Source organism: Pusillibacter faecalis (assembly GCF_018408705.1).
GTDB lineage: Bacteria > Bacillota > Clostridia > Oscillospirales > Oscillospiraceae > Oscillibacter > Oscillibacter faecalis.
On the sequence record NZ_AP023420.1, the window covers coordinates 787,451 to 809,898 of the forward strand.

General features: G+C 57.1%; 20 protein-coding genes. 11 read left to right on the forward strand and 9 right to left on the reverse strand.

Annotation, left to right across the window (positions count from 1 at the left end):
* Nucleotides 1-882 precede the first annotated feature (882 nt).
* Entirely contained in the window at nucleotides 883-2,253 is a 1,371-nt protein-coding gene (locus KJS55_RS04125) for a S1C family serine protease (RefSeq protein ID WP_213542745.1), read from the reverse strand.
* 422 nt (nucleotides 2,254-2,675) lie between these two features.
* Here KJS55_RS04125 and KJS55_RS04130 point away from each other — a divergent pair, with 422 nt between their 5' ends.
* Together KJS55_RS04130 and KJS55_RS04135 are read left to right on the forward strand one after the other, a co-directional pair.
* Nucleotides 2,676-4,283 carry an NAD(P)/FAD-dependent oxidoreductase gene (locus KJS55_RS04130; RefSeq protein ID WP_187028252.1) on the forward strand — a complete coding sequence of 536 codons (1,608 nt, stop codon included), beginning with the start codon at nucleotides 2,676-2,678 and terminating at the stop codon, nucleotides 4,281-4,283.
* A gap of 27 nt (nucleotides 4,284-4,310) precedes the next feature.
* The gene (locus tag KJS55_RS04135; RefSeq protein ID WP_213542746.1) at nucleotides 4,311-5,282 is read left to right on the forward strand and encodes a D-2-hydroxyacid dehydrogenase; all 972 of its coding nucleotides are present in this window, start codon (nucleotides 4,311-4,313) and stop codon (nucleotides 5,280-5,282) included.
* Between the two features lie 65 nt (nucleotides 5,283-5,347).
* Here KJS55_RS04135 and KJS55_RS04140 read toward each other — a convergent pair whose 3' ends face one another.
* On the reverse strand, nucleotides 5,348-6,196 hold the full coding sequence (locus KJS55_RS04140) for a helix-turn-helix domain-containing protein (protein WP_187028250.1): 849 nt from the start codon (nucleotides 6,194-6,196) through the stop codon (nucleotides 5,348-5,350).
* A gap of 284 nt (nucleotides 6,197-6,480) precedes the next feature.
* Here KJS55_RS04140 and thyA point away from each other — a divergent pair, with 284 nt between their 5' ends.
* A complete protein-coding gene (thyA, locus tag KJS55_RS04145) occupies nucleotides 6,481-7,311 on the forward strand; it encodes a thymidylate synthase (protein ID WP_187028249.1) in 831 nt (276 codons plus the stop codon).
* A 121-nt stretch (nucleotides 7,312-7,432) separates the two neighbouring features.
* On the forward strand, nucleotides 7,433-7,930 hold the full coding sequence (locus KJS55_RS04150) for a dihydrofolate reductase (protein ID WP_187028248.1): 498 nt from the start codon (nucleotides 7,433-7,435) through the stop codon (nucleotides 7,928-7,930).
* A 274-nt stretch (nucleotides 7,931-8,204) separates the two neighbouring features.
* Here KJS55_RS04150 and KJS55_RS04155 read toward each other — a convergent pair whose 3' ends face one another.
* Complete coding sequence (locus tag KJS55_RS04155) at nucleotides 8,205-8,648, reverse strand: GNAT family N-acetyltransferase (RefSeq protein ID WP_187028247.1); 444 nt, start codon at nucleotides 8,646-8,648, stop codon at nucleotides 8,205-8,207.
* 202 nt (nucleotides 8,649-8,850) lie between these two features.
* On the opposite strand from KJS55_RS04155, the gene recG reads away from it, so the two are divergent.
* Together recG and brnQ are read left to right on the forward strand one after the other, a co-directional pair.
* On the forward strand, nucleotides 8,851-10,899 hold the full coding sequence (gene recG, locus KJS55_RS04160) for an ATP-dependent DNA helicase RecG (RefSeq protein WP_213542747.1): 2,049 nt from the start codon (nucleotides 8,851-8,853) through the stop codon (nucleotides 10,897-10,899).
* Between the two features lie 27 nt (nucleotides 10,900-10,926).
* Entirely contained in the window at nucleotides 10,927-12,279 is a 1,353-nt protein-coding gene (gene brnQ, locus KJS55_RS04165) for a branched-chain amino acid transport system II carrier protein (protein ID WP_213542748.1), read from the forward strand.
* Nucleotides 12,280-12,437: 158 nt separating this feature from the next.
* Here the strand turns inward: brnQ and KJS55_RS04170 are convergent, their stop codons facing one another.
* The 3 genes from KJS55_RS04170 to mtaB are packed head-to-tail and all read right to left on the reverse strand — an operon-like array spanning nucleotide 12,438 to nucleotide 14,483.
* On the reverse strand, nucleotides 12,438-12,590 hold the full coding sequence (locus KJS55_RS04170) for a hypothetical protein (RefSeq protein WP_213542749.1): 153 nt from the start codon (nucleotides 12,588-12,590) through the stop codon (nucleotides 12,438-12,440).
* The gene (gene yfbR, locus KJS55_RS04175) at nucleotides 12,574-13,191 is read right to left on the reverse strand and encodes a 5'-deoxynucleotidase (RefSeq protein WP_213542750.1); all 618 of its coding nucleotides are present in this window, start codon (nucleotides 13,189-13,191) and stop codon (nucleotides 12,574-12,576) included. Before yfbR ends, KJS55_RS04170 begins: the two co-directional genes overlap by 17 nt.
* Entirely contained in the window at nucleotides 13,188-14,483 is a 1,296-nt protein-coding gene (gene mtaB, locus KJS55_RS04180; protein WP_187028242.1) for a tRNA (N(6)-L-threonylcarbamoyladenosine(37)-C(2))-methylthiotransferase MtaB, read from the reverse strand. Before mtaB ends, yfbR begins: the two co-directional genes overlap by 4 nt.
* A gap of 213 nt (nucleotides 14,484-14,696) precedes the next feature.
* Here mtaB and KJS55_RS04185 point away from each other — a divergent pair, with 213 nt between their 5' ends.
* From KJS55_RS04185 to KJS55_RS04195, 3 genes are read left to right on the forward strand one after another with little or no spacing between them, the layout of a single operon-like run.
* Nucleotides 14,697-15,830 (forward strand): cysteine desulfurase family protein, encoded by a 1,134-nt coding sequence (locus KJS55_RS04185; protein ID WP_213542751.1) that lies wholly within the window; start codon nucleotides 14,697-14,699, stop codon nucleotides 15,828-15,830.
* A gap of 52 nt (nucleotides 15,831-15,882) precedes the next feature.
* A complete protein-coding gene (locus tag KJS55_RS04190; RefSeq protein WP_187028240.1) occupies nucleotides 15,883-17,274 on the forward strand; it encodes an MATE family efflux transporter in 1,392 nt (463 codons plus the stop codon).
* The gene (locus tag KJS55_RS04195) at nucleotides 17,271-18,092 is read left to right on the forward strand and encodes a putative RNA methyltransferase (protein ID WP_213542752.1); all 822 of its coding nucleotides are present in this window, start codon (nucleotides 17,271-17,273) and stop codon (nucleotides 18,090-18,092) included. The genes KJS55_RS04190 and KJS55_RS04195 overlap by 4 nt, the downstream gene beginning before the upstream one ends.
* 83 nt (nucleotides 18,093-18,175) lie before the next feature.
* On the opposite strand, the gene KJS55_RS04200 is transcribed toward KJS55_RS04195, so the two are convergent.
* Both KJS55_RS04200 and KJS55_RS04205 read right to left on the reverse strand, forming a co-directional pair.
* Nucleotides 18,176-18,781 carry an MBL fold metallo-hydrolase gene (locus KJS55_RS04200; protein ID WP_213542753.1) on the reverse strand — a complete coding sequence of 202 codons (606 nt, stop codon included), beginning with the start codon at nucleotides 18,779-18,781 and terminating at the stop codon, nucleotides 18,176-18,178.
* A gap of 102 nt (nucleotides 18,782-18,883) precedes the next feature.
* Nucleotides 18,884-19,795, reverse strand: a complete 912-nt coding sequence (locus KJS55_RS04205) for a DUF4349 domain-containing protein (protein WP_187028237.1) — start codon at nucleotides 19,793-19,795, stop codon at nucleotides 18,884-18,886.
* A gap of 216 nt (nucleotides 19,796-20,011) precedes the next feature.
* Between KJS55_RS04205 and KJS55_RS04210 the strand changes: the two genes are divergently transcribed.
* On the forward strand, nucleotides 20,012-21,031 hold the full coding sequence (locus KJS55_RS04210; protein WP_213542754.1) for an alpha-hydroxy-acid oxidizing protein: 1,020 nt from the start codon (nucleotides 20,012-20,014) through the stop codon (nucleotides 21,029-21,031).
* A gap of 112 nt (nucleotides 21,032-21,143) precedes the next feature.
* On the opposite strand, the gene KJS55_RS04215 is transcribed toward KJS55_RS04210, so the two are convergent.
* Nucleotides 21,144-21,890 (reverse strand): acyl-[acyl-carrier-protein] thioesterase, encoded by a 747-nt coding sequence (locus KJS55_RS04215; RefSeq protein ID WP_213542755.1) that lies wholly within the window; start codon nucleotides 21,888-21,890, stop codon nucleotides 21,144-21,146.
* A gap of 138 nt (nucleotides 21,891-22,028) precedes the next feature.
* On the opposite strand from KJS55_RS04215, the gene KJS55_RS04220 reads away from it, so the two are divergent.
* Complete coding sequence (locus KJS55_RS04220) at nucleotides 22,029-22,418, forward strand: RidA family protein (protein WP_213542756.1); 390 nt, start codon at nucleotides 22,029-22,031, stop codon at nucleotides 22,416-22,418.
* Nucleotides 22,419-22,448: the final 30 nt, after the last annotated feature.

Genomic DNA, 22,448 nt, shown 5'->3' on the forward strand with positions numbered 1-22,448 from the left:
TCATTCTCAAGGAAAAAGTGCAAGAGGTCCTCCGCCGTCTCCCTTTTTACATTTGGACCGACAGATCATGGCCTCGTTAATTTCACTCTGCCTTGATTGAAGCCGAACAATATGATACAGCAGAAAGAGGAGCATAAAGTGGAAATCTTGTTTTTGCGATTTTCTTTGGTGTTCTCATATATGCTGTTCTATGTTTTATGATTGCTGGCACAAGGACATTACTCCCCAAAGCCAGCACTAAGAAGCAAAATTTCCATAAAACATTTTTGGTCTGGTTCCTTAGAACATTTAATCCAGTTCGCTGGTTTTGGTAATCATTGTTTTGTTCGTAAAAAATAATTTTATTGATCGGGCAGGTGCTGCATGTTAATATCCTTCCTTTCGTTACTCCGACAAAAGGGGTGCTTCATAACCTCAATCTGCCCGGAAGTCAAAGGGGGGCCGCCGTCGGCAGCTGGCTCGCTGGAAAAGACTTTCTTTCACGAAATAAAAATTTTTTCACAAAAAAGCCTTGCATTTTTCCAAAAATTCATTTATATTAACTGTAAAGAATTCGTTAATTTTATATTTAGATTCGTTAAAATATCGATAATAGTAAGGAGGTGCTTGTTATGCAGATGGGTGGAGTCTTTCTGGTGGTCATCTTTGCCGCACTGATTATTGCCGGTATTGTCAGCGGCCGAAAGAAGAAAGAGCAAGACAATCAATCCGATACCTGAGCGCCAAGGCGATTCCCCGCGTCCATCCCCAGCCCAAAAAGCGCACCGTGAAGTTCACGGTGCGCTTTTCATATCTATCTATCACCATCCATGCCCGCCGCAAAGGCGGCTGTTTGCCCTGCCGCAGCGATTGCCGCGAAGCCGCCGTCAGGCACAGGAAAGGTTAACGGTTTCCGAAGAAGTAGTCGAAGAGATCATAGGGATTCACGGTCCCTGCGTTTCCAGAAGTCTCCTGCTGGGATTGTGTCTGCGTTGTAGTCTGCTGTTCGGCCGGCACTGCCCCCCAGGTAATTTCTAGAGTCATTGTCTCTCCCTGGCGGTAAATGGTCAGTGTGGAGGTATCGCCGGCAGCGCAGCCCTTCTTCGCTGCGGTCAAATCGTCCAGCGAGGCAATCTCTGTATCGTCAATCTTGGTGATCACATCACCCAGCTGCAGCCCGGCCTGGTCCGCGGGGCCGTTCTCCTCCACGGAGTAAACAAACGCTCCCTTGCTGATGTCATAGCTGTACTGCTGGGCCATGCTCTGAGTCAGAGTTCCCACGGTGGCGCCCAGATAGGCCTTGTTGGTCACATAGCCGTTGGTCATAATATCCTGAATCATGCTGATGACGTCGTTGATGGGAATCGCGAACCCCAGCCCCTCCACGCTGCTGCCGGAAGAAGTGCTCTCCAGCTTGGCAGAGACAATGCCAACCACCTCGCCAAAGCTGTTGAACAGGGGACCTCCGGAGTTGCCGTGGTTGATGGAGGCATCTGTCTGGATCATGTTGAAGGGGGTTCCGTCCACATTGATGGCCCGGTTCACACTGGATACCATGCCGCCGCTCATGGAAAAGGTCAGCTCGCCCAAGGGGTTGCCAATAGCCAGCACATGATCTCCCACATTCAGCCGTTCGCTGTCACCCAAGGTCACTGCCTGAAGGTCCGAGGCCTCCACCTTGATAACCGCGATATCATAGTCCTCGTCGCCGCCGACATATCTGGCATCATACTCGTCGCCGTTGTACATCGTGACCTTCACGGTCTCTGCATTTTCCACCACATGATAGTTGGTGACGATATAACCATCTGTTGTGAGGACAAATCCGGAGCCGGCCGAAGCGGTCTGTACTGGCTGGCCGAAAAAGTTATAACCGCTGGTACCAGTGACGTTAATAGACACCACGCTGTTGACATTGGCCGCGTAAACCTCGGCGTCCGTCATTTCAGTCTTTCCGTCTACAGTTTTCAGCGATACCTGGCTGACGGTTCGGTCGCTGACCTGGACCGTGGCCTCGCTGGTTGCCCGACTTACTCCCCACACAATGCCTCCGCCCAATGCGCCGCCCAATAGGGCACAGCACAGGGCCAGCGCTGTGACTTTTAATCCCATGCGGTTCTTTTTCACAGGCTTCATCTCCTGAATCGGTCTCTGCGGCTCAGACTGGACGGTGCCGACTGCTCCATCTCCCGCAGGTCCTGCGTTCTGCTGTCCACTCTCGCTGCCATCCTTGCGATATGTGTAATGGTACAAGTTCTGTTCGTCGTTATACATCTCTTGTTCCTCCTTTATATCTATGAAACATTTTGTTTTTTATAACATCATGCGGAGTGCCCCTGTGGAATTGCAAAGGGAACTTCTTGTCCGCTCACAAGGCTGCTCTCCTGGTTTCTGATTTGCATTATAGCGGCAATATCTTAAAGAAACCTGAAAGAACTTTGAAGGATTCATGAACATTTTCTATTTTCCCGACCACAAAAGATGTGGTACAATAGCCGCAAAGCCGGCCATCGCACCGGCTATCGCAGCTGGATTTCACAGATGTGCCTGGCAGCGCTCCGTGCCGGCGATACAATCCAGCTATCCATGATGCTGTAACATCGGCGTGCGTCCTGTCCTCAGAGTGCTCGACGCCGGCCGTCCATACACCCATCTCATCGCTTCATCGGGACGGGTAAAAGATAAGGAGGACCACTGTGCTCAAGATTGAAAATATAAAGCTGCCCCCTGGCACCAGTCAGGCGGCGCTGGCTGCCGAGGCCGCCCGCATCCTGAAAGTTCGAGAGAAAGATCTGCGGCACCTGCAGGTACTGCGGCGCAGTGTGGATGCTCGGGAGGGCGTCTTTATGGTGTACACCGTGGAGGTCTCCCTTCCGGAGGAGGCTGCGGTGCTCCGGCACACCCGGAACCGAAAGGTCAGCCTGTGTCCGCCCCGCCCGGATTATCATCCTCCCGCGCCGCAGAAGGCGCCTCAGCTGCCGCCGGTGGTGGTTGGAGCGGGCCCTGCGGGGCTCTTTGCCGCGCTGGTGCTGGCTCTTGCGGGGCTGCGGCCCATTCTGCTGGAGCGGGGACGCAGCGCGGAGCGGCGGCGGGAGGACGTGGAGCGGTTCTGGTCCTCCGGAGTGCTGGACCTCAGCAGCAATGTCCAATTCGGAGAAGGGGGTGCCGGGGCTTTTTCCGATGGAAAACTCAACACCGGCACCCGAGATATCCGCCATCGCTTTATTTTGGAACAGCTAGTCTCCTGCGGTGCCCCAGAGGAAATCTTGATCGACGCCAAACCTCATGTGGGGACGGATTTCCTCCACGTGGTCCTTCAGAACCTGCGGCAGGAGCTTCTGGAACTGGGAGCGGATATCCGGTTTGAAAGCCGGTTGGTCGACGTGGATCTCCGGAATGGCGGCCTGGCTGGCATCCGTGTGGAGGGCCCTGGCGGGGCCTATTTCCTGCCCTGCCGCCATCTGATTCTCTCCCCCGGCCATTCTGCCCGGGACACCTTCGAAATGCTCCACTACCGGGGCGTACCGATGGAGGCAAAGCCCTTTGCCGTGGGCGTCCGGATCGAACACCGGCAGGCAGACTGCGACGCAGCCCAGTACCGGCAGTATGCTGGCCATCCTGGGCTTCCAGCCTCCACCTACAAGCTCTCCTGCCATCTCCCCAACGGGCGCTCCGCCTTTTCCTTCTGTGTTTGTCCTGGCGGGGAAGTGGTGGCCGCCGCATCCGAAGCCGGGGGAGTCGTGACCAACGGTATGAGCGAATTTGCCCGGAACCGGGAAAATATCAACGGCGCACTCCTGGTGAACGTCACACCAGAGGATTTCGGTGACGGCCCGCTATCCGGCATTGCCTTTCAGCGCCGCCTGGAGGAGGCCGCCTACGCCGCCGGAGGAGGCGGCTATCTGGCCCCGGCCCAACGGGTGGAGGATTTCCTTCAAAAGCGCTCCTCCATAGGCCCCGGACGGGTCATCCCCAGCTATCGCCCCGGTGTCACCTGGGGCAATCTTTGGAGCTGTTTGCCGCCGTTTGTGGCCCAGGCTCTGGCGGAGGCTCTGCCCATCCTGGGCCAAAAGCTGCGAGGCTATGACGCGCCGGACGCCGTGTTGACCGCCGTGGAGAGCCGCAGCTCCTCTCCGGTGCGGATTCTTCGGGGCGAGGGGTGTCAGTCCTCCATCCGGGGACTGTACCCCTGCGGGGAGGGAGCCGGCTACGCCGGAGGCATCCTCTCCGCCGCCGCAGACGGAATGCGCTGCGCGGAGCAGCTATGCGCTGCGCTGGCCACCCCAACCAAGAACCCATTCTAACATATCAACAGGGAGGTTTGATCTTAAATGAACCGCAATCTCTGCATCTGTCTGGACTTTCTCACAAACGCCCACAAAGCACGCATTCAAACGGCCGCGGAGTCGGCCGGCTTTACACCCCACTTTTTCACCACGGACCAACTTGAGCAGGCTGCGGCATGCCTGCAGCACTGCGAAGTGCTCTACGCCAACTCCCCCAAGCTTCTGCGCCGGGCTCCGAACACCCTGCGGTGGTACTGCTGTTCCAATGCCGGCGTGGACCTCTACTGTGCAGACCCCACCCTCTTCGCCAACCCAGACTGCATGCTGACCAACTCCAACGCCTACGGCGTCACCATCTCCGAGCATGTGATTATGGTCACGCTGATGCTGCTGCGGAGAATGCCGGAATATGAGCAGTTTCTCCAACGGCGCAGCTGGCCCAGCCCGCTGCCCATCCGCTCGATTCGGGACGGCTCGTTCACCCTGTTGGGCACTGGCAACATTGGCTCCCATGTGGCGGAACGTCTGCGGGGCATGGGCGCGGCCCGGATTCTGGGCCTCAGTCGTTCCGGGCGGCCGGTCCCCGGCTTTGACGAGGTACTGCCCATCTCCCGGCTGGACGAGGCGCTGCCGGAGGCCCATGTGCTGATCCTGTCCCTGCCCAGCACACCGGAGACCGTGAATCTCCTGAGCCGGGACCGCATCGCCCTGCTCCCCAGGGATGCCTGCGTCATCAACGTGGGCCGGGGCACTGCCCTGGACCAGGACGCCCTGGCGGAGGCTCTAAATGAAGGACGCCTCGCAGGAGCAGCCCTGGATGTAATGGTCCCTGAACCTCTGCCGGAAGACCATCCCCTGTGGCAGACCCGGAACCTGATTCTCACCCCTCATATCTCCGGTAACATGTCTCTGGGCTATACCTGTGATCTCAACGTAGACCTCTTTTGCCAAGACCTTGCAAACTACGCCGCTGGCCGGCCTCTCCAAAGCCTGGTGGACCGGTCGAGAGGGTACTGAGGCGGATTTCTGCCTAGAGCGATCCCATGCAGTTTTGAAGGCGGTATGCATTCGCATACCGCCTCTCATCGAAACTCCCGGGGACTCATGTGGAACGTATTCTGAAAGGCCCGCAGAAAGGTAGAGTACTCCGCAAAGCCTGTCTGCTCCGCCGCCTTCATCACCGGCGTGCCGGCGCGGATCAGCTCTGCCGCCCACAGCAGCCGCTTTTGACTGATATACTGGTGGACCGTATAGCCAGTGACCGCTTTGAAGCGATGCATGAGGTAATAGCGGCTGATATAAAAACGCCGGGCCAGCCCCTCCACGGATAGCGGCTCCTCCAAATGGGCGGTGATATAGCGCAGAATCTCCTCGATCTTGGGGTCTACACGGTAACTATCCGTCTCCTCCCGAGTTGTGCGGTCTGCGAGAATATCCCGATTAACCGCGATCAGCAGCTGCTGGCACAACGTGTCCGCCAGGCGGTGCCCGCCAAACTCCCTGGAGCGCAGCGCCTCCTCCAGCCGCTGAATCGACTGCATATAGGAAAGCCTCTGCTCCCCGCCGCCGCGCAGCAGGTGGAACCCCCGTTCCCGGGCGATCTCAAAGCATTGATCCAACGGCTCCTCGGGATCGCTGCGTGCGTGCATCCACTCCCGCCCCAGCCACACCACCACCCGCTCATAGGGCTCGGTGGGGTCAATGATGGGCTTGTGAATCAAATTATGCTGCACCAGCAGAAGGTCCCAGGGCTGTAAGAAGTAAGTGACGCCCTCCACCACATATGTGACCTTTCCATGGAGCAGCAGAATCAGCTTATCAAACTCGTGATAGTGGTAATCTAGGCGCTGGGCCAGGCGGTCCTTAAGATGGAAGAGCCGAAACCCCTCATTCAGATATCCCCGCTTATCCGCCTCGCTTCTCTCCGGCATTCCGTTTCCCCCTTTTCCCGTTATCTTACCGTAGTTTTTTCTTTTTGACAACTCAAATTTCACAGAAAACCCCTGGCGCGAAGCGGTGAATTTTGGTAATTGGTGTGCTGCTGTGTCTATGTACTTTTCATCATAAATTTGTTATACTAATAAAAAATCCTTGGAGCAAAGCTAAGGCTGTTGATTCAGGCATTTGTTCTGCTTTCCCAAAAGGAAGCGCGCACCACGCCATCAAACAGGCTTTTCCTTGCTCCGCAGTTTATATGCATACGGGAGGGCCGTCTATGAGCCACGCCGATCAGTTGTTCCTTCAAAACTGCCGGGAAATTCTATCCCACGGCGTCTGGGATACGGACTTGCCGGTCCGTCCCCGCTGGGAGGACGGCACCCCTGCCCACACAATCAAGAAGTTCGGCATCATCAACCGCTATCAACTCCAGGAGGAATTCCCCATTCTGACACTTCGGAGAACCTACTGGAAGTCTGCAGTGGATGAACTCTTGTGGATCTGGCAGAAAAAGTCCAACAACATTCATGACCTCTCCTCACATATCTGGGATCAGTGGGCCGATGAGAGCGGCTCCATCGGCAAGGCCTACGGCTATCAGCTCTCGGTGAAGCACCACTACCCGGAGGGAGATATGGATCAGGTGGACCGGGTCCTCTACGACCTCAAGCACAATCCTGCTTCGCGCCGGATTCTGACCAGCCTTTATAATTTTGAAGACCTCCACGACATGCATCTTTACCCCTGTGCCTATTCCATGACATTCAATGTCTCCGGCAAGGTATTGAACGCCATTTTGAATCAGCGCAGTCAGGATATGTTGACAGCCAATAACTGGAATGTGGTGCAGTATGCCATTTTGGTCCACATGTTTGCACAGGTCAGCGGCCTGGTTCCCGGTGAGCTGGTCCATGTCATTGCAGACGCTCATATCTATGACCGGCATATTCCCATTGTGGAGCGCATGCTGGAGCGCGCTCCTGCACCGGCGCCGCGCCTCATCATAGATTCGTCTGTGACGGATTTTTATGCCTTTACGCCGGACAGCTTTCGGTTAGACGGATACACTCCGGCTGCCTTTGAGGAGAAAATCCCCATTGCCATTTAAGCTCGTCTCCTGTTACCGCGTATCTTGCTGCAAAAGCGCCGCTGCCAGTCATTTTTGTAAATGCCAATCCTTTCATGCAGCGGGCACCGCACTTTATGAATGTCGTATGAGGTGAATGAACATGAATGCCATCGTTGTCGTCGATCAGAACTGGGCCATTGGACGAGAAGGAGACCTTTTATTTTCCCTGCCCACGGATATGAAACGGTTTCGTTCCCTGACAATGGGGGGAACTGTAATTCTTGGCAGGAAAACTTTGGACTCTTTCCCAGGCGGCAGGCCCTTACCAGGCCGCAGGAACATCGTAATTACCAGAAATGTAGACTTTGATCGTGATGGCTGTGAGATTGCTGCCAGTCTTGGCGCAGCGCTGGACCTTGCAGCCGACACAGAGGACGACAAGCTGTGGATCATCGGCGGCGGCAGTGTGTATACCGCCATGCTGAGCCGCTGCAAGCGGGTATATCTAACCAAAGTAGACGCTGTTGCAGATGGTGCAGACACCTTCTTCCCCAACCTGGACAAGTTGCCTGCCTGGGAAGTGGAACATACAAGTGACCCCATTACAGAAAATGGTGTTACCTATCAATTTATTGATTATGTGAATACAAAGCTTTGAGCATACCCAAACGGCCGGCGGGGAAATTCCCCGCCGGCCGTTTTTGATGTGGTTTTCTGACACCTGAGCATGAAACCCAAACCGTCTTCTTTCCAAAAACGATGTCTTCCCGCTATATGGCCTTTGCTCTAAGCAATCTGTTTGAACGGCAGAGGCTCTAAACAGCCTCCCTTTGCCCCCTTCGGACGATTTAGGAAATCCACAGACCTCCTTCCACCGAGGTAACGAAAAGAGGTTTATGGCAGATGGCATCTGCTCAAGAAACCGGAAGTTGTTAATTTCTTTTCATATACAATAAGGGATAGGCATTTCCCTGCTCATCGAAGTCTGTCCTTTGATAAACTGCAAAGCCCATATGCTCATAGAACCCCTTCGCAAGAGGATTCTGTTCATTGACAGCCAACTTTTTTACTGAATACTTGTCCATTCCATGCTCCAACAGCTGTTTTCCGATTCCTTTTCCCCTTTCTTTGGCAGAAACAAACAGCATTTCGAGCATTTGATCCGCAACTCCCATAAATCCTACCGGCTCTCCCGTTTCATCTTCCGCAACGACTAAATGGGGAATCTCTTTCAAAGCCTGAGGAACATACTGTTTGATTGCTTCGATCTCACCACCTGATAAAAACGAATGAGTTGCTTTCACAGAAGTCTCCCATATATCTAACAGCTTTTCTATCCATGCGGAATTGCGCTCTGTTATTTCAATGATTTTCACGTCGTCTTACCCTCCAAATTTCATTTTGTCTTTTTGCCTATGTTATCATATTCTGCCGCTTCCATCAACACAGAGTGAAATTGGCAAAATATTCCTCGTCTCTTGAAATGTAAAAAGGGAGCATGCAGGACCATCCTTGTTTTTCGGCAGGAGGTATGATATGATATAAAAACATCTGTTTGTGAGAGGAGGGGAATGTTTCTTGGCGGAACTCTCTGCAAATGTACGCATGATCAAAGGCATCGGGGAACAGCGGGCCAAAGCCCTTGGGAAACTTGGCATTGTAACCCTGCGAGACTTGATTGGCTGGTTCCCCCGCCGCTACGAGGACCGGCGCTCTGTGAAGCGGATCATGGACCTCATCCCTGGTGAGAGCGCCTGTGTTGCGGCCATGATTGCCTCTCCTCCTCAGTTATCCCATGTCCGCAGGGGGATGGACCTGGTCAAGGTCCGGGCTGTGGATGAGAGCGGCGTGCTGGACGTCACGTTCTTCAATCAGACTTGGCTGAAAAACCAGCTTCAACAGGGGGAGACCTATCTCTTTTATGGCAAGGCCGAGGGCAGCCTCCTCCGCAAAACCATGGCCAGTCCTGTTGTGGAACCGGAGGGTCGGTGTGAGACCACCGGTCGTATTGTCCCTATTTATCCTCTAGCCGCCGGCGTCAGCCAGTTGATTCTCTCCCGCTCCATCCGTCAGGGCCTGGATGCCTGTGTGGATATTTTGCCGGATACCTTGCCGGATCAGATCCGTCAGGAACACCACCTGTGCCGCATCGGATATGCCTATGAAAACATCCATTTTCCAGAGGATGAAAAGGCACTGGAACTCAGCCGACGGCGGCTGGCCTTTGAAGAGCTGTTCTTTTTCACCATTGGTCTTGCCCATCTGCGGCGGCGCAGAGCGGTCATCCACGTCCCACCCTGCATAGCTGTGGACATGGCGCCATTTTATGCCGCCCTTCCCTTTTCCCTCACCGCCGCTCAGCGGCGCTGCGTGGAGGAGGCTCTGGCGGATATGTGCTCCGGCATCCCTATGAACCGTCTCGTCCAGGGTGACGTAGGTTCCGGCAAAACCATGGTAGCTGCCGCCTGTGTGTACTTTGTGGTAAAGAACGGCTCTCAGGCGGCGCTCATGGCGCCTACGGAAATTCTGGCCCAGCAGCACTACGCGGGTCTTGCTCCACTGCTGGGAAAACTGGGTGTGCGCTGCGCCCTGCTCACCGGCTCTACCCCTGCCAAGGAAAAGCACACCGTCACCACACAGCTTTCGGGGGGAGAGGTGGACTTCGCCATCGGCACCCACGCTCTCATCGCTGGGGAAGTGGAGTATGCAAACCTAGGTCTGGTGATCACAGATGAGCAACACCGCTTCGGAGTGATGCAGCGTGCAGCGCTATCCGGCAAGGGCGCTCATCCTCACACCCTGGTCATGTCGGCCACGCCGATTCCCCGGACCCTGGCTCTGATCCTATATGGGGACCTGGAGGTATCCGTTATCGACCAGCTTCCCCCCGGCCGCCGGAGCATCGCCACCTATGCCGTTCCCGGCAGCTACCGCCCCCGGGTGTACGCCTTCCTTCGCAAACTGGTGGCGGAGGGCCGACAGGTTTATATTGTCTGCCCCATGGTGGAGGAAAACGACGAACTGCCCGATGAGCGGAAGGCTGTGACGGCCTATGCCAGAATGCTCCGGGAGGAGGTCTTTCCAGATCTGCGGGTGGTGTCTGTCCACGGAAAGATGAAGCCCCGGGAAAAGGAGGCGGTGATGACCGCTTTCGCCGCCCATGATGCGGATATCCTGGTTGCCACCACAGTGATTGAGGTGGGGGTGGATGTGCCCAACGCCGCGGTGATCGTGGTGGAGAACGCGGAGCGGTTCGGACTGAGCCAGCTCCACCAGCTCCGGGGCCGGGTAGGCCGGGGTACTCATCAGTCCTATTGCATTTTGATCTCTGACACCCAAAATGATGAGACTCGTCAAAGGCTGAAGGTGATGACACAGACTACTGACGGTTTCCGAATTGCCGAGGAGGATCTGCGCCTCCGAGGGCCCGGAGACTTCTTCGGAGCCCGCCAGCACGGCCTGCCGGGGCTGAAAATCGCGGATATCGGCTGCGACACGCAGCTTTTGAAGGAAGCTCAACAGGCCGCGGAGGCACTGTTGGCGCAGGACCCGGAGCTACGCTCCTGCCCAGCTGCCGCCCAGCGGGTTGGCGAGCTGTTCACCCAGGCAGCGGACACTTTAAATTAATGATACAGAAAAGAAAGGATGTCTCCCATGGACCGTAAACTCAGTTTCAAGGAATATATCCTGCTGGCCTCCATGCTTTTCGGCCTGTTTTTTGGAGCCGGCAACTTGATTTTTCCCGCCTCCATGGGCCAGCAGGCCGGCGCCAATTTATGGCCGGCCATCGCGGGCTTTTGTTTAACCGGTGTGGGCCTCCCGTTGCTGGGCGTCGTTGCGATGGGTCTTTCCCAGAGTGAGGGCCTGTTTGATATGGCCTCCAAAGTGGGCCGGCGCTACAGCCTGTTTTTTACCTGCGTGCTGTATCTGACCATCGGCCCGCTCTTTGCCATTCCCAGAACCGCCACGTTCTCTTTCAGCGTGGGAATTTTGCCGTTGCTGCCGCCTGAGCATGAAAAACTGGCGCTCTGTGTATTCTCCGCGCTGTTCTTTCTGATCGTGCTGTACTTCTCCCTGCGGCCTTCCGGCATTTTGACCTGGGTCGGCAAAATCCTAAACCCTTTATTTCTGCTGTTTCTTGGGATTCTCACGGTCACAGCCCTGCTGCGGCCCATGGGAGATCCCGCCGCGCTGGAGCCCACCGGTGCCTATGTCCATATGAGCTTTTTCCAGGGAATCCTGGATGGCTACAACACGATGGATGCCCCGGCAGCGCTGGCCTTCGGTATTGTCCTCATCAGTGCCATCCGAAATCTGGGCGTCCAATCTCCCCGGGCGATCTCTGGCAACACAGTGAAGGCAGGCTGCCTGAGTACCCTGCTGATGGCCGCCATTTACTGCCTGCTGACGGTGGTGGGCGCTCAGTCGCGTGCTGTGTACGGCTTGTGCGCTGACGGCGGCGAAGTCCTTTATCGGATCGGCACCCATTACTTCGGCACGCTGGGCGGGGTTCTTCTGGGGATCACCGCCACTCTGGCCTGTCTGAAAACCGCCATCGGCCTCATCACCTCCTGTGCTGCCACCTTTGTGGAGCTGTTTCCAAAGTCTCTCAGCTACCGGGCCTATGCCATTTTGTTCTGCCTATTTTCCTTTGGCATTGCCAATTTTGGCTTGAACCGAATCATTGATTTCTCCCTTCCGGTGCTGATGTTCCTCTACCCTCTCACGATTACCCTGATCCTTCTTTGTCTTTGTGGCGGGTGGTTCCGCTATGACCGCCGTATCTTCGTGGCCGTCACCATTCCCACCGCTCTGGCCGCCTTCCTGGACTTCCTCAAGGCCCTGCCCGCAGGCGTTCAGGCCTTCCTCCACACGGAAGCGCTGCTGGAACCTGCCGCTGGAATCCTGCCGTTTTTTGAGCTCGGCATGGGCTGGGTCATCCCCGCGTGCATCGGGCTTGCAGTCGGACTGGCACTGTACGCCATGCGTCCCAAGACTCAGCTCTGAATATTCTAAAAAGCGCCCCCATCCTTCTGCCGCTAACGGCTCAGAATGGGGGCGCTTTGCAGTTCAGTCCAGAAGCCAACTCACCAGGAACGCCAGAATTCCCAAAAGGAGTATGCAAAGAGCGAAGGCAGACCTAGGTTTCCGGGGCAAGCGCCCATCTACCAGGACTTTTTGCGGAAGCGCCCCATTCGATAGGCATTATAAAGCCAGCCCAGGGGGAGTACTGCCGGGGCAATCACCATCACTAGGATGCCAAGGGTGCTGGGAGCGTTGCCGGCAGGATGTGCTGAAGCATCACGCCTTTCTTTCACCGCAGCTTTCCTGCGGATCTCCTGGCGATTTCAGCTGGTCCAGCGTCAGGGAAAAGCTGTCCATAAACGTATCCAGGAAATAGGCGACCTCCGGCAGGCCATAGCCCTCCACGATCTGCCGGGTCTGGGCCGCAGCCTCCCGAAACTCCAGGTTTCCGGCCTTGAGCTCCTCCACGCACTTGATATAGGCGGAGAGCTTGTCCGCCGCCTTGACCAGCCGTAAGATCTCCGGGTCCCTGGGCGTGAGAATCGGCTTGTACACTCCCCGGAGTTCCGGCGGCAACAGCTCCAGGAGCTTTCGCTCCGCCACCGCCTCCACCTCCTTGTAAGCGGACTGGATGGTGGGGTTATCGTACTTGATGGGGGTGGGCATGTCGCCGGTGAGAATCTCGCTGGCGTCGTGGTACAGTGCCGCAGCCGTCACGGCGCCGGGGTCCACACAGCCGCCGAACTTCTCGTTGTGGATCACCGCCAAGGCATGGGCCAGCACAGCCACTTGATGGCTATGCTCCTGGACATTCTCCGGGGCGGTGTTGCGCATCAGCGCCCAGCGCTGAATGAACCGCATCCGAGAGATATAGGCAAAAAAATGGCTTTTCATTCTGCATCCTCCAAAAGCTCTCCCAGCAGTGCCTCGCCGCCGGTGCCGGTGATCCGGACGCGCCGCACCACGTTGTGCAGGCCCTCCCCCTCCACCAGGACCTCCATGTAGTTGGGTGCGTGACCGGAAAATTTCCCGTCCCGGGGCTGCTCAAAGAGCACGGGATAGACCTGCCCCACACAGCCCTCCAGATAACTCCGGCGCATAGCGGCGGCAACAGAAGATACCTGTCTTGCCCGATCCTCCTTGACCTTCTTGGGAAGCTGGTGGAGCTTCTCCGCCGGTGTACCGGGGCGGATGGAATACGGGAAAATGTGCATCTGGGCGAAGCCGCACTTTTCGATGAAGGCCAGCGTCTTTGCAAACTCCTCCTCCGTCTCCTCTGGAAAGCCACAGATCAGGTCTGTTGTGATGGCAGGTCGGTCAAAATATTGGTTTAAAAGATTAACAGAATGAGCGAACCGCGCGGTATCATACTTGCGGTTCATCCGTCGGAGCGTTTCATCGCAACCACTTTGCAGCGACAGGTGAAACTGGGGACACAGCGCCGGCAGCGCGGCGGCGCGGCGGCAGAATGTCTCTGTCACCGTTCTCGGCTCCAGGCTCCCCAGCCGGAGGCGGACCCCCGGCGCGGCGGCGGAGACGGCCTCTACCAAATCAATAAGTGTCTGGCCGTTTTTTAAATCCCAGCCCCAGGAGGAGATCTCAATCCCTGTCAGCACGATCTCCCGGTAGCCATCTTTCATGAGGTTCGCCGCCTGCTCCGCCGCTGTCTCCAGCTGCAAAGAGCGGACCGGTCCCCGGGCGTAGGGGATGATGCAGTAGGAGCAGAAGTTCACGCAGCCATCCTCCACCTTCAGCATGGCCCGGGTACGCTGTCCAAGGCCGCCGGCAGGCAGCACCTCGAAGGTCCTCCGCTCAAAGGCACGGTCAATGGCCTCCATCCGGCGCTTTTCCTCCACCGCCTGCTCCAGCAGCTGCGGAAACTCCGCGCGGCTGCCAGTACCTGCAATCAGGTCCACATCCAGCTTCCGCACGTCTTCGGCGTGGGTCTGGGGGTAGCAGCCGCACAGCGCCGCCACCGCCTCTGGGTGCTCCCTCCGGATGCGGTGGAGCACCTGCCGGGACTTCTGATCACTCACCGCCGTGACGGAACAGCTATTGACCACATATGCGTCCGCTTCCTGGGTGAAAGGGACAATCTCATGTCCCCTCTGTCGCAGAAGCTGCTCCATGGCCTGGGTCTCATATTGGTTCATCTTGCACCCGAGGGTGTACATGGCAACTCTCATCGCAGATCCTTTCTATTTCTCTATGGAGAAAACTCCCTCCGTTACGCCGGTATCCCGTTGCTCCTACAGATATTTCGGAAGCGCCGCTTTTTTGACTTTTCTCCTTGCACTTTCCTGAAAATCCTTATATAATAATGGGGCGCGGCTCAGCCGCGTCTCTATTATACTCATTTTTTCTCCACTGGGCAAGTCCCGGTGCAGGGAGGATGCCATATGATTTATTTGGATTATGCCGCCACCACGCCTGTTGCGCGGGAGGTGGCTGATATCATGTATCAGGTCTTGACGGAGCAGTTCGGGAATCCCAGCTCCCAGTACCGTATTGGCCTGGAGATGAAAAAACAGATGGAGCTCTGGCGCAAGACCGTGGCAGACGCCTTGGATTGCGATCCGGGGCGGCTGTTTTTCACCTCCTGCGGCACGGAGGGGGACAACTGGGCCATCACCGCCGCCCTCTGGCACAACCGCCGCCTGGGGCGGCACATCGTCACCACCGCCGTGGAGCACAGTGCTGTGCTGGAACCCTGCCGCTGGCTGGAGCGCCAGGGATATGAGCTGACAGTGCTCTCCCCTGACAGTCAGGGCAACCTCACGGCGGAGCAAGTGCTGGAGGCTGTCCGACCCGATACCGCGCTGGTGTCCGTGATGCTGGTGAACAACGAGCTGGGGAACCTCTACCCCATCGCTGACATCGCCAGAGGCCTTGCGGCGAAGAACCCCCAGACCCTGCTCCACACAGACGCGGTTCAAGGCTTTTTAAAAGTCCCCTGCTCCGCTCGGAATCTGGGAGCGGACTTCATCACGCTCTCCGCCCATAAGATTGGCGGGCCCAAGGGCGTGGGGGCTCTCTATATCAGCCCCCGGGTCAAGCTCCCCAAGCCCTTATTGGCCGGCGGCGGACAGGAGGGCGGCCTGCGCTCCGGAACGGAGGCCACCGCTCAGATCGCGGGCTTTTCCAAGGCGGTGGAGCTGCGCCGTGACGGTCTTGCGGAGAAACTGCGCCATATGGAGTTGTTGAAGGCTTACGCCGTGGAGCGGCTCGCATCGATCCCCGATCTGAAAATTCTCTCCACCGGCGGTGCGCCGCATATTCTCCCGGTTTCCCTGGAGGGCTGGCCCAGCCAGAACATTGTCAACGACCTGGGAAGCCAGGATATTTTCATCTCCGCCGGCTCTGCCTGTCACCGGGGAAAATCCAGCCATGTGGTGGCGGCTCTTGGGCTGCCGAAAAAGGTGGCCGGCGGCGCCGTCCGCCTGAGCTTTGGCCCAGAGACCACCACTGCGGAAATTGATGCCTGTGCGGATGCGTTAAGAGTCCATCACGACACCAGAATGCCCATGCTGTAGAGGCGGCGACATGAAGGCCGCGATTGATGAAAGAGAAAAAGGAGCATATTGAATGGCAAAAAACTATCTCCGCCGGGAACCCGGATTTTATAAACGGCTGTTCCTGCTGGCTCTGCCGCTGATTCTGCAGAATCTGATTACCACCTCTTTAGGGTTTGTGGACACCTTCATGGTGGGACTGCTGGGACAGTCCGAGCTCTCCGCCGTCACCGCCGCCAACTCCCCGATTTTCCTGATTCAGGTCATCGTCTTTGGCTTTATCAGCGGTCTGACGGTCCTGACCAGCCAGTATTGGGGAAAGGGCGATGTGGAGGCCATCAACCGCTGCATGGGTGTGGCGCTCTATATCGGTGTGGCCGTCGCGGCCATCATGGCTCTGGTGCTCTTCTGCTTCCCCACCTTCGTGATGGGGCTTGTGACCAACAACACGCTTCTGATTGAAATGGGCGCGCCATATCTGCGTATTGTGGGCATCAGCTATATCTTCAACGCCGCCAGTGCGGTCTATGTGGGCATGCAGCGCAGCACCGAGAATCCTGTTCTGGGCATGGTGGTCTTTGCCGCCTCCATGCTGCTGAACACCTTTTTGAATTACATTCTGATCTTTGGTAAGTTTGGCGCTCCCGCCCTGGGCATCACCGGCGCGGCACTGGCCACACTAACCGCCCGAGTGGTGGAATTTCTGCTCACTTGGACCTACGCTCTGAGGGACCATCGGGTTCCCTTGCGTCTGAGGGCCATGCTGCGGCCGGGCCGGATGTATTTCAACGATTTTCTGCAGTATTCCGCCCCAGTGCTGATCAACGAAAGCATGTGGGGCCTTGGCACCACAGTGATGACAGCCATCATGGGCCACATGGTGATCTCTGAGGAGATTCTTGCGGCTTACGCCATCATGGGCAATATTGATAAGTTCTCCACCGTGACCTGCTTTGGCATTGCCGGGGCCTCCGCTGTGCTGGTTGGGAAACGCATTGGAGAGGGCGCCTCCAGGGAGGAGACATATGATCTGAGCTGGTGTCTGCTGCTGGTATCGCTGTTCATTGGCTTTACGGTGGCGGCGTGTCTTGCGATTTTGCTGCCCACTGTGTTCATCCCCTATCTCTATCCGCTTTTCCACCTGGAGGGGCTTTCGTTGAATATCGCCACCATCATGTGCACAGTCTATGTGGTCATGCTGCCATTGAAATCCTTTGATATCAATAATATCACTGGTATTCTCCGGGCTGGCGGCGACGCCCGGATGGCCTCCGTCATTGACCTGGCTCCCCTGTGGCTGGTGGCGGTTCCGCTAACCGCCCTAACCGGTCTGGTGCTGAATGCTCCGGTCTGGGTGGTGTGCCTGTGCATCCAGGTGGAGAATATCTGCAAAATGCCCCTTGGCGTTCGCCGCCTGCGCAGCCGCAAATGGATCAACAACATCACCCGGGAGAATCCCTCATGAGCCTATTTTGCTGCCCGGTCTGCGGCGGTCCTTTGCGGCGGGAGGAGCAGGTCCTTCGCTGTCCAAAGCGCCACAGTTACGATCTCTCCCGTGAGGGATATGTCTATCTGCTCCCACCGAACCAGAGGCACTCCTCCGCTCCCGGCGACGACAAAGGCATGGCGGCGGCGCGGCGGGATTTCCTGTCCAAAGAGTATTATTTATCACTATTAAATACGCTTTGTAGTTGGTTTTTGTCTGATAGCGGCGATTCCCCTGTGATTTTGGATGCAGGCTGCGGCGAGGGCTACTATACCGCAGGCATCTATCAGGCGCTGATGTCCCAAGGACGGCACCCCCGCATGGCGGGCACCGATATTTCCAAATTCAGCCTCCGGATTGCGGCCAAACGAGAGCACTCCATCGAATTTGCCGTGGCCTCCTCTTACCATCTGCCGCTGGCGGACCAAAGCGTGGATGCTTTGCTCAACTGCTTTTCCCCCCTGGCCCTGGAGGAATTTCACCGCCTTTTGCGTCCGGGCGGCAGCTTCTTGTATGTGGTCCCCGGGGCGAACCACCTGTGGGAGCTTAAGCAGGTTCTTTATGACCACCCTTATCCCAACGAGGAGCGGGAGACCCCCTACGATGGTTTTACCTATCAGACCATTTTGCCGGTGGACGGCGTGATTACCCTGGAACGGCAATCGGACATTCACGCCTTGTTCCAAATGACACCCTATTACTGGAAAACCCCGAAGGCCGGAGCGGAGCGCCTCGCCGCCTTGGAACATCTCACGACTCAGATTTCTTTCCGGATTCACATCTTTCAAAAGCGCTGATTGACGGGAGCCCATCATTTGACCAAGCGAACAGCAAAAAGGATGCGTATCCATTGCAGATACGCATCCTTTTTTGCCGCCTTTTAAAATTTAAGCACCAGAACTCCAGCGGTCTCCGGCCCAGGAGTCAACACGGGCCCGTTCCAGACATGGATCTCATCCGCAGGCCACAGGGCCAGAAATGGCTCCACCCCCGCCACATTAGGCAAGCCGTAGGGCGCGTGGCGGTAGTGCATCGGCACCACCCACCGGGGGCTGATCTCTTTGCAGACCTGTCTGGCCCCGGCAGCGTCTACCGTGTACACACCGCCTACCGGCACCAGGACTCCGTCCACCGTGCCGATGGCGGCGCGCTGCTCCGCCGTTAGTTGATGCCCCAAGTCTCCCAGGTGCGCCACTGTGATGCCCCCGGCGCTGATGACATGAATGGTGTTCTCTCCCCGTAAGGCACCCCCCTGATCGTCGTGAAAAGTCTTCACCACACGGATGGTAAAGGGATTTTCCTGTGCAGGCAGCGGAGTGATCTGCTCCACCGCATTGTGATCGTGATGCTGATGGCTGCACACCACTTGGTGTGCCTTAACGCGCAGCTCCGGATATCCCTCCACGCCAGTATAGGGATCTACAATCAATCTGTAACCATTCTGTTCCAACAAAAAGCAGGCGTGTCCTAGCCAGGTCAGTTTCATAACAGTCTCCTCCCTAGTTCCAATATAAGAAACCGCGGCGCCCTGCGTATCTCATCCCTCTGGAGGGCCGAATCCCAGGCGGCATATCTTTCAGACAGGACCCTATTTTTTCGTGTGCCACGGCTTTTCCGGCCTATCACCCGTTTCCGGCCGCCGCTTTCGGAGAATCCGGACCACTGCGGCTACAATCACCGCCAGGAGCAGTACCCACACCCATCCGTAGGCCAGCGCCACTACCAAGTTCCCCAGGGCTGTTACAAAGGCGCTCCAGCCAGAGGAAAACGCGCCGCCAACCCGGTCGCCAAACCCCTGAGGTGCCTGCTCCACATTGGAGAGCTGATAGACCTCCTCCAGGCTCAGGTGTACCGTAGCGAAATCTACCAGGGCGTCATACGAACGCAGGGTGCCGGTGAGCTGTTCAATTGCCAGCTCGGTTTCGGAAATGGCAGACTCAATGGTGATGATGTCCTCCATGGTCTCTGCCTGCCCCAATAACTCCTGGAGCCGCTCCAGCTTAGTCTTCTGGGTCACGAGACGACTCTCGGTATCATAATACGCCTCGCTGATGTTCTCGCTGTCCTTCTCCTGATAGACTACGTGGCAAAGCTCGCCCACCTGGTCCAAAAATACCTCAAACTGTCCTGTCGGTACCCGGACTGTATAGGTCCCGGAACGGTAGCCGCTGCTGTAGCTGTTCACGGCGGCATACTCAAAGTATCCGCCCAGCTCTCCCACCAGGGTTTCCAGATCCGCCGCAGCGGCGTCAAAGGCTGTGGTTTCCACCTCAAGATGCGCTGTGTGAATCAGCTTGGCGTTCTGGAACCGGCTCTCCCCAGCCGCCTGCGGCTCCTCTTCAAAGGTCTCGGCGCCACCCGCTGTGTCTGCCGTGGATACACTGGTGTTGGTGCTTTGGCCTTCCATCTCTCCGGCATCTGATGCGGTATTTCCCGATCCGCCGCAGGCAGTCAGCAGGACCAGCAGCAGTGCCGTCAGATACACAAGATGCCTCTTCATACCAAACTCCTCCCCCTTCTGCGTCCTTCTCTCTATGAGCCTCTGACCATATAGACGAAAACCATGGCAAAATGTTGCGCAGTCTTTGGAAAAAACAGAGTTCTTTTCTATTTCCGGCATGACTGTGCGGAAAAGTCCCTTCTCCCAGTTGCCTTTTTCCGGGCAATGGGCTACAATAGGCGCTTGAGGAAACTACGATAAAAAGGGAGTGTACCTATGACCTATCAGGAAATTTTGGAGCAGGCCCGCGCCTGTTCCGGTCCCTACTGCAAGGCATGCCCTGTGTGCAACGGCATGGCCTGTAAGAATACCGTGCCCGGCCCAGGAGCCAAAGGTATCGGCACTGGTGCCATCCGCAACTACCAGAAGTGGCAGGAGCTATGCGTGAACATGGACACCATCTGCGAAAATACGCCGGTGGACACCACGGCAGAGCTTTTCGGCCGAACCTTCGCCCTGCCGGTTTTTGCCGCCCCCGTGGGTGCCATGACGCTGCACTACGGCGACAAATATGATGATCTTGCCTATAATGAAATTCTGGTCCCGGCCTGTGCCTCCGCCGGCATCGCCGCCTTCACTGGCGACGGCGTCAACCCCGCCGTCATGGAGGGGGCGGCCCAGGCCCTGCGCAAGAGCGGCGGTTGCGGGGTGCCCACCATCAAGCCCTGGAACCTGGAGGTGATCCGTGAGAAGCTGGCACTGGTGAGCGCTGCGGACCCCTTTGCCGTGGCGATGGACATTGACGCAGCGGGCCTGCCCTTCCTGAAAAACCAGACCCCGCCAGCCGGACGCAAAACTGTGGCGGAGCTACGGGAGGTGGCGGAGCTCGCGGGCAAACCCTTCATTCTCAAGGGCATTATGACGGTTGGCGGTGCGAAGAAGGCCCTAGAGGCCGGTGCAGCGGCCATTGTGGTCTCCAACCACGGCGGCCGGGTTCTGGACCAGTGCCCGGCCACCGCCGAGGTGCTACCCGCCATCGTGGATGCGGTAGGCGGTAAAATGACCATTTTAGTGGACGGCGGCATCCGCACCGGCATGGACGTTTTCAAGGCCCTGGCTCTGGGCGCTGACGGTGTGCTGATCGCCCGTCCCTTTGTCACCATGGTCTACGGCGGCGGTGCCGAGGGCGTGCAGGTATATGTGGATAAACTGAAGGCCGAGCTGGCCGATACGATGTCCATGTGCGGCGCTCACACCCTGTCCGAAATCAACCGCTCCATGATTTACGGCTATTGAACCATATGGAAAAAGGCCCCCGAAACCAGTGGTTTGGGGGGCCTTTTTGCTGTTTTCCCCCAGACCATGATCAAATCCTGGCAGAACGGCGTCGGCAATTTCTCTTTTTACCTCAAAACACGCACAGTGCGGTGAAGCAGGGGGCCTCCGGTCCCAAGCCCTCCATCCGGTAGGTTTCTCCCTCCCGGACGCCCACGAGCCGCAGCTCCTCGCCCAAGGTGGCCTCCTTGCTGTAATTGATCTGGAATTCCCGGGGTACCTGGTCCCGCAGGTCCTCCGGCAGAGCGTCCCAGACAATGTCGCCGTAGTTGCCGCTGTAGAGATGACCGTTGCCGTCCAGGTCCGACCAGCGGACGATCCGGGTGCCCAAGTCCTCTGTCCCTTCACGAGGCAGAGCAATCTTGTGGGGCTCCGGACAGTCGATCTCCTTGGGACACGTTCCGATGGGCTTTGCGGTAAAGGCGCTGGGCCGCAGAATTTTTCGCGTCACAGGGTCGATCAGAATCCAATCGCTCTTGATGGACACCCGCAGCCGTCCCTCCTGGTCCTCCATCTCATAGACCCGCTGCACATGCGCTCCCCTGGCCCCGTTCTCCCAGGTGGTAATGGTCAGCACCTCGCCTGCGCGGGGGCAGTCGTGGATGCGAAGGGCCAGTCTGGAGAGCAAAAATGCCTCCCTCATGGCATAGAGTGTTTCGTGGGTCAGGCCTCGGGCGTCATAGTCGTAGCCCGCGAAGGCGGCCGCCTTGCTCAGAAGTGCCGCGACTCGGACCCGCTTATTCCGGTCGCAATCCCAAAACACCAGCTCCTCCTGACGGGAGTAGCCATTTTCCATCAAAACCTGCTTAAAATCCCTCACGTGGTGATGCTCCTTTTATCATTCGGAATAAAATTATCATACCACATGTTACCCCGTTTCACAACGGACAAGATTGACTTTTTATTCGGCCACAGGTACAATATCTTCATGGAATCACATATGAAGGAGGAACTTTCTATGGAAAAAAGCATCATTTCCACCCCACAGGCTCCCGACGCCATCGGCCCCTATTCCCAGGGCTGGATTGCAGGCAGTATGGTCTACACCTCCGGCCAGGTGCCTGTGGACCCCGCCAGCGGGGAGATTCCCTCCGGTATCACCGCCCAGGCAGAGAGAAGCTGCCAGAATGTGGCCGCTGTTCTAGAGGCCGGCGGCGCGGCGCTGCAGGATGTGATCAAGACCACCTGTTTCCTGGCAGACATGGAGGATTTTGCTGCCTTCAACGAGGTTTACGCGCGGTATTTTACCTCCAAGCCCGCTCGCAGCTGTGTGGCGGTGCGAGAGCTGCCTAAGGGTGCTCTGTGCGAAATTGAAGCCATCGCTATCTGTAGGAACAGTGTGTCCTGACTCCTTGAAAAGGGCCACGCCCTGTGTCAG

Bases quoted from the DNA above. Each gene is read 5' to 3' on its own strand.
- KJS55_RS04125 (WP_213542745.1), bottom strand. From the start codon at position 2,253: ATGTATAACGACGAACAGAACTTGTACCATTACACATATCGCAAGGAT.
- KJS55_RS04135 (WP_213542746.1), top strand. From the start codon at position 4,311: ATGAACCGCAATCTCTGCATCTGTCTGGACTTTCTCACAAACGCCCAC.
- KJS55_RS04140 (WP_187028250.1), bottom strand. From the start codon at position 6,196: ATGCCGGAGAGAAGCGAGGCGGATAAGCGGGGATATCTGAATGAGGGG.
- thyA (WP_187028249.1), top strand. From the start codon at position 6,481: ATGAGCCACGCCGATCAGTTGTTCCTTCAAAACTGCCGGGAAATTCTA.
- KJS55_RS04150 (WP_187028248.1), top strand. From the start codon at position 7,433: ATGAATGCCATCGTTGTCGTCGATCAGAACTGGGCCATTGGACGAGAA.
- brnQ (WP_213542748.1), top strand. From the start codon at position 10,927: ATGGACCGTAAACTCAGTTTCAAGGAATATATCCTGCTGGCCTCCATG.
- yfbR (WP_213542750.1), bottom strand. From the start codon at position 13,191: ATGAAAAGCCATTTTTTTGCCTATATCTCTCGGATGCGGTTCATTCAG.
- mtaB (WP_187028242.1), bottom strand. From the start codon at position 14,483: ATGAGAGTTGCCATGTACACCCTCGGGTGCAAGATGAACCAATATGAG.
- KJS55_RS04185 (WP_213542751.1), top strand. From the start codon at position 14,697: ATGATTTATTTGGATTATGCCGCCACCACGCCTGTTGCGCGGGAGGTG.
- KJS55_RS04190 (WP_187028240.1), top strand. From the start codon at position 15,883: ATGGCAAAAAACTATCTCCGCCGGGAACCCGGATTTTATAAACGGCTG.
- KJS55_RS04195 (WP_213542752.1), top strand. From the start codon at position 17,271: ATGAGCCTATTTTGCTGCCCGGTCTGCGGCGGTCCTTTGCGGCGGGAG.
- KJS55_RS04200 (WP_213542753.1), bottom strand. From the start codon at position 18,781: ATGAAACTGACCTGGCTAGGACACGCCTGCTTTTTGTTGGAACAGAAT.
- KJS55_RS04205 (WP_187028237.1), bottom strand. From the start codon at position 19,795: ATGAAGAGGCATCTTGTGTATCTGACGGCACTGCTGCTGGTCCTGCTG.
- KJS55_RS04210 (WP_213542754.1), top strand. From the start codon at position 20,012: ATGACCTATCAGGAAATTTTGGAGCAGGCCCGCGCCTGTTCCGGTCCC.
- KJS55_RS04220 (WP_213542756.1), top strand. From the start codon at position 22,029: ATGGAAAAAAGCATCATTTCCACCCCACAGGCTCCCGACGCCATCGGC.